This is a genomic window from Pseudomonas sp. SA233, assembly GCF_054792385.1.
Map to the genome: position 1 here is coordinate 824051 of NZ_CP096449.1, position 12404 is coordinate 836454.

The 12404-nt window shown below is 64.4% G+C and carries 11 protein-coding genes; 3 read left to right on the forward strand and 8 right to left on the reverse strand.

Features of this window, described 5'->3' with window-relative positions; all coding sequences use genetic code 11:
* Positions 1-87: 87 nt before the first annotated feature.
* The 4 genes from M1D87_RS03815 to M1D87_RS03830 form a co-directional block, all read right to left on the reverse strand.
* A complete protein-coding gene (locus M1D87_RS03815; protein WP_421091784.1) occupies positions 88-1305 on the reverse strand; it encodes a DUF3422 domain-containing protein in 1218 nt (405 codons plus the stop codon).
* Positions 1306-1591: 286 nt separating this feature from the next.
* On the reverse strand, positions 1592-3022 hold the full coding sequence (locus tag M1D87_RS03820; protein ID WP_123085636.1) for an aldehyde dehydrogenase family protein: 1431 nt from the start codon (positions 3020-3022) through the stop codon (positions 1592-1594).
* Positions 3023-3035: 13 nt separating this feature from the next.
* The gene (locus M1D87_RS03825; protein WP_039614404.1) at positions 3036-4535 is read right to left on the reverse strand and encodes a purine-cytosine permease family protein; all 1500 of its coding nucleotides are present in this window, start codon (positions 4533-4535) and stop codon (positions 3036-3038) included.
* A gap of 92 nt (positions 4536-4627) precedes the next feature.
* Positions 4628-5017 carry a YybH family protein gene (locus M1D87_RS03830; protein ID WP_015268917.1) on the reverse strand — a complete coding sequence of 130 codons (390 nt, stop codon included), beginning with the start codon at positions 5015-5017 and terminating at the stop codon, positions 4628-4630.
* Positions 5018-5448: 431 nt separating this feature from the next.
* On the opposite strand from M1D87_RS03830, the gene M1D87_RS03835 reads away from it, so the two are divergent.
* Complete coding sequence (locus tag M1D87_RS03835) at positions 5449-6468, forward strand: transporter (RefSeq protein WP_061303378.1); 1020 nt, start codon at positions 5449-5451, stop codon at positions 6466-6468.
* Positions 6469-6483: 15 nt separating this feature from the next.
* On the opposite strand, the gene ehuA is transcribed toward M1D87_RS03835, so the two are convergent.
* The 4 genes from ehuA to ehuB form a co-directional block, all read right to left on the reverse strand.
* The gene (ehuA, locus tag M1D87_RS03840) at positions 6484-7278 is read right to left on the reverse strand and encodes an ectoine/hydroxyectoine ABC transporter ATP-binding protein EhuA (RefSeq protein ID WP_220467664.1); all 795 of its coding nucleotides are present in this window, start codon (positions 7276-7278) and stop codon (positions 6484-6486) included.
* A 59-nt stretch (positions 7279-7337) separates the two neighbouring features.
* Positions 7338-7994, reverse strand: coding sequence for an ectoine/hydroxyectoine ABC transporter permease subunit EhuD (ehuD, locus tag M1D87_RS03845; RefSeq protein ID WP_003256382.1), 657 nt, complete (start codon positions 7992-7994; stop codon positions 7338-7340).
* A complete protein-coding gene (ehuC, locus tag M1D87_RS03850; protein WP_013970844.1) occupies positions 7991-8650 on the reverse strand; it encodes an ectoine/hydroxyectoine ABC transporter permease subunit EhuC in 660 nt (219 codons plus the stop codon). Before ehuC ends, ehuD begins: the two co-directional genes overlap by 4 nt.
* Before the next feature lie 62 nt (positions 8651-8712).
* Positions 8713-9567 (reverse strand): ectoine/hydroxyectoine ABC transporter substrate-binding protein EhuB, encoded by an 855-nt coding sequence (ehuB, locus tag M1D87_RS03855; protein WP_123085638.1) that lies wholly within the window; start codon positions 9565-9567, stop codon positions 8713-8715.
* A 239-nt stretch (positions 9568-9806) separates the two neighbouring features.
* Here ehuB and ehuR point away from each other — a divergent pair, with 239 nt between their 5' ends.
* Positions 9807-11201 (forward strand): MocR-like ectoine utilization transcription factor EhuR, encoded by a 1395-nt coding sequence (ehuR, locus tag M1D87_RS03860; RefSeq protein WP_123085661.1) that lies wholly within the window; start codon positions 9807-9809, stop codon positions 11199-11201.
* A 214-nt stretch (positions 11202-11415) separates the two neighbouring features.
* Positions 11416-12387, forward strand: coding sequence for a hydroxyectoine utilization dehydratase EutB (gene eutB / locus M1D87_RS03865; RefSeq protein ID WP_123085639.1), 972 nt, complete (start codon positions 11416-11418; stop codon positions 12385-12387).
* The last annotated feature ends 17 nt before the right edge of the window (positions 12388-12404 follow it).

Below are 12404 nucleotides of genomic sequence, written 5' to 3' on the forward strand. Positions count from 1 at the left end.
GCGACACAAGGCCGCTCCTACAGGAAATGTGCAGTGCCTGTAGGAGCGGCCTTGTGTCGCGATAGGGGCGCAAGGCGCCCCCAACCCTCAATGCTGCTTGGCCTGCCTGATCCTCAGCAAAATCACCAACAACACCAACAGCACAGGCGGCGCCATGGCCAAAAGCCCATCCCGCGCCGTCAGCCCCAACCCCAGCACATTCAGCCCGCCATACAGCAGCTTGAACAAGTTCAGCAGGTAGTAGGTGATGGCAATGATCGACAGCCCCTCCACCGCCCGTTGAATCTTCACCTGGGCATCAGCCCGGGCATTGAGGCTGCGCAGGATCCCGGCGTTCTGCTCTTCCATTTCCACCTGTACCCGCGCCTGCAACAGGTTGCCCAGGTTGGCCACGTTCTTTGCCAGCTGCTCCAGGCGCTGCTCGGTGGCCGCGCAGTAGCGCACGGTTGGCTTGAACCGGCGTTCGATGAAAACCCCCAGGCGCTGGCAGTCGCCCACATGGCTTTCCCGCAGCTCGCCCAGGCGTTCGAACACCAGTTGCGCATAGGCTTGCGTGGCGCCGAAGCGGTGGCGGGTTTTCACCGTACGGCTGACCACCTGGCGTGACAGGTGGGCAATGGCTTCCAGCAACCCTTTGGAATCATGGCCATCGACCCCGGCACTGCGCTCCGAGAGGCTGACCAGGGTGTTGTCGAAGGCATCCAGTTCCTGGCTCAGGTCCTTGGCCGTGGTCAGGGTCAGCGAGGCCATCATGCGGTAGGTCTCGATCTCCAGCAGACGGCGGATCATGCGGCCCTGTCGGTAGGCATTGAGGCGACGGTTGATGAACAGGAAGCGGTTGGTGCCGTCCTCGGTCAGGCGAAAATCGCTCCACACCACTGCATCGCCACCGCCGACGCAGGAGCCGCACGGGTCCTTGAAACCGTAGTGGGGCAGGTCCAGTTCCTGTTCGTCACGGACCAGCACCTGCACCGCGTTGATCACCTGCGCCGCTTGCGGGGCGATAGCCTCGGCCAGCACCGGCGGCAGCGTTTGCCACTCGGTGTCGGCGGCAGTGCAGGGCACCACCAGGGTCAGGGTGAAGAACTCGGTGTGCCGTTCCCATTTGAACGGATGGCCATCCAGGCGGGTGATGCCTTGGGCGGCTGCGGTGTCCAGGGCATCCGGGCAGCATCGTTGCAGCAGTGCCGCACAGGCAGCATCGCCGCCGAGCAAGGCCAGGTGGAAGACATGCGCCGGGCCGTCGAAATACAGCGACGGGCGGGCGTGCAGTTCGTTGTGCAAGGCGGTGCGTTGAGGGTGCATGGGTGGTCCGGCCTGGTGTTGTGATTGTGGGGGGTACCAGGAAGTGGGACTTTGCGGTCGGCGGGCAAAGTCACGCGGGCGCAGAGTTTTGTGTCGCCTGTGCCGGCCTCTTCGCGGGCTTGCCCGCGAAGGGGCCGGTGAGCCCGGCATCAATTCCAGGCCTTACTCGCGGTTCAACAGCAACTGGTTGAGCGCCCGGGGCATTTGCACGTTATGCACGGTCATACGCGGTTCTTGTAGGAGCGGCCTTGTGTCGCGAAAGGGCCGCAAAGCGGCCCCGGAAATCTCAACCCAGACAGCGCGTCACATGCTTGACCGACTGGTAGGCCGACAGCCCCCAAGGCCCCAGCTCACGCCCGATCCCGCTGCCCTTGGTGCCACCCCACGAGGTCTCGACAAACACCGCCTGCACCGAGTTGATCCACACATGGCCAACCTCCAGCGCATCGGCCACCCGCTCGGCGCGTTCCAGATCGGCGGAGCACACCGTAGCCACCAGCCCGAAGCGGCTATCGTTGGCCTCGGCAATCGCCTGTTCCTCGGTCGCAAAGCGACGCGCGCACAGCACAGGGCCAAAGATTTCTTCCGTCCACAGGCGGCTGTCTTTCGGCACATCGGCATACAGCGTCGGGCTGACGAACCAGCCATCCCGGTCCAGCGCCTTGCCACCGGCCAGGCACTGCAGGCCTTCTTCCCGCGCCGTGGCAAAATAGCCGGCCACTTTCAGCCACTGCGCCTGGCTGGTCAGCGGCCCCATGTCGACCTCTTCGGTCAATGGATTACCGACCCGTAGCTGCTCCAGTGCGGCCTGCAAACGCGGCAGCAATGTATCGGCAATGCCGTCCTGCACCAGCAGCCGCGAAGTGGCCGAGCACATCTGCCCGGCGTTCCAGGTAATGCCGGCGACGATCCATTCCACCGCCTGGCCCACGTCGCAATCATCGAACACCACGATCGCCGACTTGCCGCCCAGCTCCAGCGTCACCGGCCGGCACTGCGCCGAAGCGCTGCGCATTACCTGGCTGCCGACACTATTGCTGCCGGTGAACGACAGCTTGTCCAGGCCATTGTGGTTGCTCAGTGCAGCGCCGGTCTCGGCCTTGCCGTTGACGATGTTCAACACCCCGGCCGGCAGCCCCAGGGCATCGGCGATCTGGCCGTAGGCCTGTTCGATCAGCGGGGTGACTTCCGATGGCTTGAGCACCACGGTGCAACCAGCGGCCAGGGCCGGGGCGAGCTTCCAGGCGCTGGTCACCAGCGGGAAATTCCACGGCACGATCAGGCCGACCACGCCCACCGGTTCCAGGCGGGTGCGAGCGCTGAAGCCCGGCGCAGCCAACGGCACATCGCGGTTCTTCGATGGCAGTTGCTCGGCCAGTTCGGCGTAGTAGCCGAAGGTGGCGATGGCGTCGTCCAGGTCGATTTCCGCCTCGTGACGTGGCTTGCCGTTGTTGCGCATCTGCAAGGTGATCAACGCTTCACGGCGCTGCCCGAGCTGTTCGGCAAAGCCGCGCAGGTAGGCGGCGCGTTCGCTGGCGCTGGTGCTTTTCCAGGCGGGCAGGGCGTCACGGGCAGCGGTCACTGCCTGGTCTACCTGGGCGACGCTGGCGGCCATCAGTTCGGCAAAGGGTTGCCCAAGGGCCGGGTCATTGACGCTGATGCAGTCGCTGCCCTGGCCTTCGACCCAGCGGCCGGCAATGTAGTGGGAAGTGGTCATGGTCGGTTTCCAGTCAGGCCGTTTCGGCGGTGGTTACCGGCGAGTGCGCGGTGCTTTTGCAACGCACCCAACGCGGGCCCTGGGGGCCATACACGCCGGCAGGTTCGGGGAACAGGTTGAGCAGCAGCAGGTACAGCACACCGGCCAGCCCCAGGGTGACCGGCAGGCTCAGGTCGATGCCGCCGGCCAGGTCGCCCAGTGGGCCGACGAACTGCCCTGGCAGGTTGACGAAGCACAGGCCCACCGCCGCGCTGGGGATCCACGCCCCCATGCCGCGCCAGTTCCAGCCATGCAGGAACCAGTAGTGGCCGCCACGTTGGCCGCGGGTGAACACCTGCAGGTCGTCGGCATGGTAGAACCCGCGGCGGGTGATCAGGCCGAGGATCATGATCACCATCCACGGGCTGGTGCAGGTGATGATCAGCACAGCGAAGGTCGAGACGCTCTGCACCAGGTTGAAGGTGAAGCGGCCGATGAAGATGAAACCGATCGCCAGCACGCCAATCAGCAGGGTGGCGCCGGCACGGCTGAGCAGGCGTGGGAACACGCTGGACATGTCCAGGCCAGTACCGTACAGCGCGGTGGTGCCGGTCGACATGCCGCCGATCACCGCAATCAGGCACACCGGCAGGAAGAACCAGCTTGGCGCCACCGCCAGCAGGCCACCGACGTAGTTGTTGGCAGCGATGTAGTCCGGCGCCTGGGTGGCCACCAGGGTGGCGGTGCACAGGCCGAACAGGAACGGGATCAGTGTCGCGCCCTGGGCCGCGATCACCGCCAGCATGATGCGCGCCTTGGGCGTTTCACGCGGGATGTAGCGCGACCAGTCGCCGAGGAACGCACCGAACGACACCGGGTTGCTCATGGCCAGGATCGCCGCACCGACGAATGCCGCCCAGAAGCCCGCCTGGCCGAGGTTTACGCTACCCGCATAACCGGCGTCGAACGGCCCGGCAAAGGCAACGATGCCCAGCAGGAACAGCAGGCTCGAGGCCCACACGGCGATCTTGTTGACCCACAGCATGAAGCGGAAGCCAAAGATACACACCACCAGCACCAGCACCGCGAACAGGCCATAGGCCAGGCCCAGGGTCAGGTCGGTTTCCGGCAGGCCGGCCAGGCGCTTGGCACCGCCGACCAGGGCGTCGCCCGAGCTCCACACCGACAGCGAAAAGAATGCCACCGCGGTGAGCAGCGACAGGAACGAACCGACGATGCGCCCGTGCACGCCAAAGTGCGCACCCGACGACACCGCGTTGTTGGTGCCGTTGAGCGCGCCGAACAGGCCCATGGGCGCGAGGATCAGCGCGCCCACGCTGACGCCGAGCAGGATCGCCCACACGCCGGCCTGGAACGACAGCCCGAACAGCACCGGGAAGCTGCCCAGCACGGCCGTGGCGAAGGTATTGGCGCCGCCGAAGATCAGGCGGAACAGGTCCAGCGGGGAGGCGTCGCGTTGATCGTCGGGGATCTGTTCGACGCCGTTGGTCTCGATACCGGTCGAGTGGCTCATGGTGATGCTCCAGCGCGGTTGTTGTGGGCCGGCGCAGTGCGCGGGCCTTCTTGTGGGTGCGATGGCAGGGCGGCAGGGCCGCGTAAAGGGGATCAGGCCGGCGATACGACCGACAGGTGCTCGTGGCAGGCCAGCCACCGTTCGCCGTGGCGGCGGAAGACGATGGTCTCGCGCTCGCTCAACTGGTGTTCTTCGCCGGCGATGCGGATGTGCGTGGCCACATCGTGCATGAAGATCGCCACGTCACCTTGCAGGCTCACCTGGGCATTGCCCGATTCGCAGGCGAGCACGGCAAACCCGTCGGCCTGCCACTGGGCCCAGAGTTGCTCATAGGCATGGCGCGACAGCAGCGGTTGCGGCAGGGTGTGGAAAAGGAAGGTGGCGTCTTCGCTGAAGCAGGCGAAATAGCGAGCGGTGTCGTTGCTGGCGAACGCCGCAACGAGGTCGGCGGCGGCTTGCCGTACCTGGAGTGTCTGGTCCACGGGAGTGGCCTCACGGTTCTTGTGATTGTGGTGAAGCGATTCTGGTGGCGGTTGGCGAGGGGAAAAATCGCTGCGGGCAAATAATCAGTTCAGGAATTTGTGAAGTGATGGCTGCGCTTTCTCAGGTTTCGCACTGCGCATCCTGTGGGAGCGGGCGTGCCCGCTCTCATAAGGCTGCACATAACTCATTGAATTAGCAGGGACCCTGTGGGAGCGGCTTTAGCCGCGAACACCGGCGCAGCCGGTGCCATGCACCGCGTTGGATTCTTCGCGGCTAAAGCCGCTCCCACAGGGTATGCGGATCGCTTGCGAATTCGGCTCTCTACGCGACAGCGCAGCCCAAAGGGCTTTCAGCTATCCAGCTGTCATCTGACTGCAACGAATATTCAGCAACCTTTCTGCCATCTCCCCGTGCCTCATTGCGAGTTCGAATGGGCCATCCCGCGCTGCATCTGCCACAGGACCACGACCTGTTCGGCCTGCTCTACGCCTTCGCCTTCCGCCCTGGCCAGCCGGGGCGCGAAATCGATTCGGCGCAGTTGTTGCGCACGCTCGGCCAGCCGCTGGAACCTGGCGAGTTTCTGTGGGTGCACCTGAACCTGGCCCACGCTGCCTGCGAACGCTGGTTGCGCACCCACCTGCAGTTGCCCGAAGCCTTCTTCGAAACCTTGCGCGAAGGTTCGCGCTCGACCCGTATCGAACACGCCGACTCGGCACTGCTGGCGGTGGTCAACGACGTGGTGTTCAACTTCGGCCTGGTGTCCTCGGACATCTCCACGCTGTGGGCCTGCGCCAGCAGCCAGTTGCTGGTAAGCGCGCGGTTGCAGCCGCTGCATTCGGTCGACAAGCTGCGCTCGTCGGTCAAGCATGGCGAGCGCTTTCATTCGTCCATCGAGTTGCTGGTCCATCTGTTGCGCGACCAGGGTGATGTGCTGACCCAGATCGTGCGTGAAACCACCACCAGTGTCGACCGCATCGAAGACCAGTTGCTGTCTCAGCGCCTGAGCGACAACCGCGCCGAACTGGGCAGCATGCGCCGGGTGCTGGTGCGCTTGCAGCGCCTGCTGGCGCTGGAGCCGGGGGCGCTGCTGCGCCTGCTCAACCGGCCGCCCGACTGGCTGCAGGAACAGGACATACGCCAGCTGCGCGCGGCCACAGAAGAGTTCACCCTGGTGATCAGCGACCTCACCGCCCTCGGTGAGCGGATCAAGCTGTTGCAGGAAGAAATCGCCGCCAAGCTCAACGAACAGACCAACCGCACCCTGTTCACCCTGACCGTGGTGACCGTGCTGGCGCTGCCCATGAACATCATCGCCGGCTTCTTCGGCATGAATGTCGGGGGTGTGCCGCTGGCGGAAAACCCCCATGGTTTCTGGGTGCTGGTGGCCCTGGTGGCGACCTTCACCGTGCTGGTGGGGCGCTGGGCGTTTCGCAAGCGGCGCGAGTACTGACGCGACGATCGCCGGTCAGTTCGCCTCTCGCACTGCACTCAGGAACGCCCGGGTCCGCTCCTGTTGCGGGTTTTCGAAGATCTGCGCCGGCGTCCCCTGTTCGTGGATCTGCCCCTTGTAGAAGAAGCACACCCGATCCGCGAACTCCCGCGCAAAGCCCATCTGATGCGTCACCATCAGCATGGTCAGGTTGTGCTCGCTGCCCAACCGGCGGATCACGTTCAGCACCTCGCCACACAGTTCCGGGTCCAGCGCCGAGGTCACTTCGTCGAACAGCATCACCTTGGGCCGCATCGCCAGCGCCCGGGCAATCGCCACGCGCTGTTGCTGGCCACCGGACAACTGCGACGGGTAATGCTCGAACTTGTTGCCCAGGCCAACCATCTCCAGCAGCTCCGCAGCCCGTTCGCGCGCCTCGGAGGGCTTCACGCCCAGTACCTGGACCGGGGCTTCGATCACGTTCTGCAAGGCACTCATGTGCGGGAACAGGTTGAAACTCTGGAACACCATGCCGATCTTCGCCCGCACTTTGCGTACATGGCGCTCGTTGGCGATGAGCTGCTCGCCGTTGCGCCCGGGCATGTGGGTGAGCGATTCGCCATCGACTTCGATCATGCCCTGGTCGATGCCCTCAAGCGTCATCAGTACCCGCAGCAACGTCGATTTGCCCGAACCGCTGGGGCCGATGATCGCCACCTTTTCGCCGGGGGCGACATCGAGGTTGAGGCCGTCGAGCACGGTGAAACTGCCGTAGCGTTTGGTCACGTCCTTGAAGCTGACGATCGGTTGGGCAATGGCCGGTGTGGGCATGTGGGTGTCCAGCGGCTGGGTGACGGTGGCAGTGGCGAAGTGAGTCACAGGGGCGATCATCAGCGGAGCTCCAGGCGCACTTCAAGGCGCCGAACGAGGTAGGCCAGAGCGACGCTCAAGGCCAGGAAGAACAGACCGACCAGGGTGATCGGCTCGAGGTAGCGGAAGCTTTCGGAGCCGACGTTCTTGGCCTGCTGCATGATTTCCACCACGGTGATGGCCGACAGCACCGGGGTGTCCTTGAGCATGGCGATCAGGTAGTTGCCCAACGGCGGCAGGATCGGGCGAATCGCCTGGGGCAGGATGACTGCCCGGTAGGCGGTCCACGGCGCGAAGTTGAGGGCGACCACCGCTTCCCACTGGCTGCGCGCCACCGAGTCGAGGCCGCCGCGGTAAACCTCGGCCAGGTAACAGGCGTAGTGCACGCCGATACCGATGATGCCGGCCTGCATGGCCGTCATGTTCACCCCGTAGTTGGGCAGCACGTAGTAAAGGAAATACACCTGGATCAGCAGCGGCGTACTGCGGATGAACTCGATCAGCAATGCCACCGGCCACGACAGCCAGGCCTGGCGGCTGCGTCGGGCGATGGCCAGGAACAGGCCCAGCACCACTGCGATCAGGAAGCCAACCAAGGTGATGCCCAGGGTTTTCAGCGACGCCTGCAGCAAGTCGGGCAGGATTTGCGCGACGTAGTTCCAGTCCCAGAAATTCATGACAGGCTCCCCCGCAGGCGACCGCGGCTCAGGCGCCGTTCGACCCGACGCATGAGGAAGTTGATGACCTGCGCCAGGACAAAGTAGAGCAGCAGGGTGAGGCTGAAGATTTCCAGGGTCTGGAAGGTCGCCTGGTCCAGCTGACGGGCGCGGAAGCTAAGGTCCGACAGGGTGATCAGCGACACCAGCGAGGTGTTCTTCAGCAGTTCGATCAGCAGGTTGGTGCCAGGTGCGATGGCCGCCAGCAATGCCTGCGGCAGGATGATCCGCCGGAAGCGGGTGGTGGCGGGCATGTTCAGCGCGGTGCAGGCTTCGTACTGCCCCTTGGCCACCGAGCTGATCGCCCCGCGCATCACTTCGGCACCGTAGGCACCGATGTGCAGCCCGAGGCCGACGATGGCCACGGTGTAGGCGCTGAGTTCGACGTTGAACGGTGGCAGCGGCAATACGAAGAACAGCCAGAACAACTGCACCAGCAGCGAGGTGCCGCGGAACAGCTCGATGTAGGCCACGCACAGCCAGCTCAATGGCCGCCATGACGAACGCCTGCCGAGAGCGGCCAGTATCGCGGCGACAATGGCCAGCAGCGAGCCGAAGAAGGTGACCTGGATGGTGATCCAGGCGCCTTGCAGTAACAACGGTATCAATTCACCCATGGTTCGACCTGAATAATCGGATTACACAGGGAATGGCACGGCAAGCGCCATGCCACCTCGATTCACTGCTGGGCACAGAGCTCGGCGGCGGTCTTGTCAGTCACGTTGCTGCGGTCGAAGCCGAACGGCGCGACGGTCTTCAGATGCTCCTCGCTGCCCAGCCACTTCTTCATCTCGGCGTTGACCGCGTCGCGCAGGGCTTTGTCCTCGGGGCGGAAGGCCAGGGCACCGTAGCCGGTGTGGGCCGGGTCATCCGTGAAGTCGCTGATCGCCTCGACCTTGTCGCCACCCTTTTTCGCCAGGCCCTTCATGGTCAGCTGGGTGCCCACGGCAGCATCGGCGCGGCCGGCACGCACGGCCTGCAACTGGGCGGTGGTGTCCGGCACCTGAAGGATCTGCGCATCGGTGATGCCGGAGTCGCGGGCATAGGCGAGGTTGACCGTGCCCGCCATGATCGCCAGCTTCACGTCCGGGTTCCTGGCGATGTCGGCGTAGCTGTGCAGGTTTTTCGGATTGCCCTGTGCCACCAGCAGGGTGTCGGGCAGGGCGTACTGCGGGTCGGTGAAGATCACCTGCTTGCAGCGTGCGGGGGTGATGTACATGCCTGCTGCAATCACATCGAAGCGCCCGGCGCGCAAGCCCGGGATCAACGAACCCCACTCGGTGAGCACGCCATCGACCTGCTTGATGCCCATTTTCTCGAAGATGATCTTGGCGATTTCCGGTGACTCACCGGTTACACGGCCATCGGTTTCGGTGAAGGCGAACGGGGTTTCGTTGGCGTAGCCGATGCGGATGCGGCTGGTTTCCTTGATCTCGTCCAGGCTGGCGGCCTGGGCGCTGGAGAGCACACCGACGGCGGCACAGGCCATCAGCAGGCGCTGGAAGGGGCGTGGAACGTTGAAAGGCTGGCTCATCAATGAAGCTCCTGTTTGTTATAAAAACCGTCGTCGACGGCTCTGTGTTAGGAGGCAGTGGAGCAAAACAGCGATAGCAGGTCGGTCTTTTGTTCGAGGCTGCCAGGCAGCGGGAGTTCGACCTTGGGGCGAGCATACAAAAGCTGAAACGGCGATGGCATTGCACTAGGACAATTGCCCGAAGCACTTGTACGGGGGATGCTGTGACCCTGGCCCCGGCAAGCGAAGCGAACATCATGATGAACAGTTGGAAGGCAGCCCTGGACGCCGCCCGCATCGGCGAGTCCAAATACAAGATCCTGGTCCAGGCCGTCACCGGCGAGATCGAGCGCGGCGTATTGGTACATGACCAGCGCCTGCCACCGCAGCGCCAGGTAGCCGATGCCCTGGGCATCAGCGTGCAGACCGTAACCAATGCCTACAAGGAACTGGAGCGACAAGGCCTGGTGCGTTGCGAGATCGGCCGTGGCAGTTTCGTCAGCCGGCGCATGAGCGACCGTGTGTCGGATGACATCATCGACCTGCCCGAGCGTACCCTGGTCGACTTCTCCATCACCCGCATCCTGCACACCCAGGTGCATGAGCGCATCTGGCGCGACACCTGTGCCGAGCTGGCCGTGGAAGAGGACCAGCCGTGGATCCATGCCTACCGGCCCATCGCCGGGTTCGAGAGCCACCGCGAGGCCGCGGTGCGCTGGCTTGCCGGCCTGGGCATGCAGGTCGAGCGTGACGATGTGCTGGTAACCAACGGCGCCGCCCACGCCATCTTCCTGGCCCTGGCCTCGCTGGCCGGGCCGGATGATGTGGTGCTGTGCGAGGGGTTGACCGACCATGGCGTGATCGGCAATTCACAGGTGCTCGGTTTCACCCTCAAGGGCCTGGAGATGGACCGCGAGGGCATCAACCCGGAACATTTCGAGGACATCTGCAGCAACGAGCGGGTGACCGCGCTGGTGTGCACACCCAACCTCAACAACCCGACCGTCAGCCTGATGCCCGACAGCCGGCGCCAGGAGATTGCCGAAATTGCCCGGCGCTTTGGCGTGCATATCATCGAAGATGACGTTTACGGGCCGCTACTGGGTGGCAGCCATGCCAGGCCGCTCAGTTCCTATGCGCCGGAGCTGTCGTTCTACTGCACCAGCATGACCAAATCGGTGCTTACCGGCCTGCGCGTGGGCTATCTGGCCATGCCCAAGCGGCTGGCGCTGCGCACCGAGAGCATCTTGCGGGTCAACAGCTGGATGGCCACGCCCCTGGTGGCGGAGATTGCATCGCGCTGGATCAACGACGGGCGCGCGGCGCAGCTGGTGGCGCTGCAGCGCACCTTGCTGGGCGAGCGTCAGGCGTTGTTGCGTGAGTACTTGGGGGAGTATGTGCGTGGTCAGCACGCCCATGCCCTTGGGGCGTGGCTGAACATTCCCGAGCGCTGGGAAGTGGACAGCCTGGTGCGTGCCTTGCGCCGTCGGCAGATTGCGGTGACGCCGCCGGAGCCGTTCCTGGTGCGCGGTACACCGCGGCCACGGGCCGTGCGCTTGTGCGTGGGCGCCGAGTGTTCCGAGGCAAAGTTGCGCCAGGCCTTTGGCGATATGCGGGAGTTGTTCGGGCAGTATCCGCAGATCCACGAGCTTTGAGCGGACTGTACCGGCCTCTTCGCGGGTAAACCCGCTCCTACAGGTTCCGTGCGGGGTTAAGGAAATACGCGATTCCTGTGGGAGCGGGCGCGCCCGCGAAGAGGCCAGTGCAGGCAAAAACAAATTCCCCGGCAAATTGCCCTAGTACATTCATCACGACAATTTCCGCCTCATACACTCCGCCCAACATCAGCTCACTTGTTGGGTCCCGGTCATGTCAGCGCTCTCGCTTCACGATCTCTACCTCGCCCGCCAGCGTATCCACGGCCTGGTGCGCAGCACGCCGCTGGAACTTTCCCCCAGCCTGTCACGGCGCCTGGGCGCGCCGGTCTACCTGAAGCTCGAGGCCCTGCAGACTACCGGCAGCTTCAAGCTGCGCGGGGCCAGCAATGCCATCGCCGCACTTGGCGCTGAACAACGCACATGCGGCGTGGTTACCGCCTCCACCGGTAATCACGGCCGGGCCGTGGCCCACGCTGCTGCACAACTGGGTGTGAAGGCAACCGTGTTTCTTTCGCAACTGGTGCCAGCCAACAAAGTCCAGGCCATCCGCGATCTGGGCGCCGAAGTGTGCATCGTCGGCCACTCCCAGGATGATGCCCAGCAGGCCGCGCAACAACATGCCGATCAACAGGGCGCAACCCTGATCCCACCTTTCGATCACCCTCAGGTCATCGCCGGCCAGGGCACGTTGGGCCTGGAAATCATCGAGCAGTTGCCCGAGGTGGAGCAGGTGCTGATTCCGCTCTCCGGTGGTGGCCTGTTCGCAGGTGTGGCGTTGGCCATGAAAAGCATCAAGCCGGCGATCACCACCCATGGCATCAGCATGCAGCGCGGCGCGGCGATGTACGCCAGCCTGCAGGCCGGCAGGCCGGTCGAGGTTGAGGAGCTGCCGACACTCGCTGACTCGCTCGGCGGCGGCATCGGCCTGGGCAACCAGCACACCCTGAACATGACCCAGCGTCTGCTCGACCAACTCCACCTGCTGCCGGAAGCGTCGATCGCCAATGGCATGCGCCACGCCTACCAGCACGAACGGTTGGTACTCGAAGGTGCCGGTGCAGTCGGCATCGCCGCGCTGCTCGACGGCTTGGTGACGGCCCGCGGCCCGGTGGTGGTGGTGGTCAGCGGGCGCAACGTCGACAGCGCACAGCATCAGCGCGTCATCAATGGCGGCGACGCCTGAAATTTACGTTCCTTCAC

Bases quoted from the DNA above. Each gene is read 5' to 3' on its own strand.
- M1D87_RS03835 (WP_061303378.1), top strand. From the start codon at position 5,449: ATGGGCCATCCCGCGCTGCATCTGCCACAGGACCACGACCTGTTCGGC.
- ehuC (WP_013970844.1), bottom strand. From the start codon at position 8,650: ATGGGTGAATTGATACCGTTGTTACTGCAAGGCGCCTGGATCACCATC.
- ehuB (WP_123085638.1), bottom strand. From the start codon at position 9,567: ATGAGCCAGCCTTTCAACGTTCCACGCCCCTTCCAGCGCCTGCTGATG.
- eutB (WP_123085639.1), top strand. From the start codon at position 11,416: ATGTCAGCGCTCTCGCTTCACGATCTCTACCTCGCCCGCCAGCGTATC.
- ehuD (WP_003256382.1), bottom strand. From the start codon at position 7,994: ATGAATTTCTGGGACTGGAACTACGTCGCGCAAATCCTGCCCGACTTG.
- M1D87_RS03815 (WP_421091784.1), bottom strand. From the start codon at position 1,305: ATGCACCCTCAACGCACCGCCTTGCACAACGAACTGCACGCCCGCCCG.
- M1D87_RS03825 (WP_039614404.1), bottom strand. From the start codon at position 4,535: ATGAGCCACTCGACCGGTATCGAGACCAACGGCGTCGAACAGATCCCC.
- ehuR (WP_123085661.1), top strand. From the start codon at position 9,807: ATGAACAGTTGGAAGGCAGCCCTGGACGCCGCCCGCATCGGCGAGTCC.
- M1D87_RS03820 (WP_123085636.1), bottom strand. From the start codon at position 3,022: ATGACCACTTCCCACTACATTGCCGGCCGCTGGGTCGAAGGCCAGGGC.
- ehuA (WP_220467664.1), bottom strand. From the start codon at position 7,278: ATGCCCACACCGGCCATTGCCCAACCGATCGTCAGCTTCAAGGACGTG.